This is a genomic window from Klebsiella sp. JN_Kp127 (assembly GCF_040062505.1).
In the GTDB taxonomy this organism is placed as follows: domain Bacteria; phylum Pseudomonadota; class Gammaproteobacteria; order Enterobacterales; family Enterobacteriaceae; genus Klebsiella; species Klebsiella quasipneumoniae.
The window spans coordinates 1-601 of the sequence record NZ_JBEAHS010000030.1 but is presented as its reverse complement, the minus strand read 5'-3'; the positions used below and the strand labels follow the sequence as shown (position 1 = coordinate 601).

Genomic DNA, 601 nt, shown 5'->3' with positions numbered 1-601 from the left:
ACTGCTCTTTAACAATTTATCAGACAATCTGTGTGGGCACTCAAAGTGACATGGATTCTTAACGTCCTCGGACGAAAAATGAATACCAAGTCTCAAGAGTGAACACGTAATTCATTACGAAGTTTAATTCTTTGAGCATCAAACTTAAATTGAAGAGTTTGATCATGGCTCAGATTGAACGCTGGCGGCAGGCCTAACACATGCAAGTCGAGCGGTAGCACAGAGAGCTTGCTCTCGGGTGACGAGCGGCGGACGGGTGAGTAATGTCTGGGAAACTGCCTGATGGAGGGGGATAACTACTGGAAACGGTAGCTAATACCGCATAATGTCGCAAGACCAAAGTGGGGGACCTTCGGGCCTCATGCCATCAGATGTGCCCAGATGGGATTAGCTAGTAGGTGGGGTAACGGCTCACCTAGGCGACGATCCCTAGCTGGTCTGAGAGGATGACCAGCCACACTGGAACTGAGACACGGTCCAGACTCCTACGGGAGGCAGCAGTGGGGAATATTGCACAATGGGCGCAAGCCTGATGCAGCCATGCCGCGTGTGTGAAGAAGGCCTTCGGGTTGTAAAGCACTTTCAGCGGGGAGGAAGGCGA

At 51.4% G+C, this 601-nt stretch carries 1 rRNA gene; it reads left to right on the top strand.

Annotation, left to right across the window (positions count from 1 at the left end):
* Positions 1 to 146 precede the first annotated feature (146 nt).
* Positions 147 to 601, top strand: a 16S ribosomal RNA gene (locus tag ABLV04_RS08405); the annotation flags it as partial.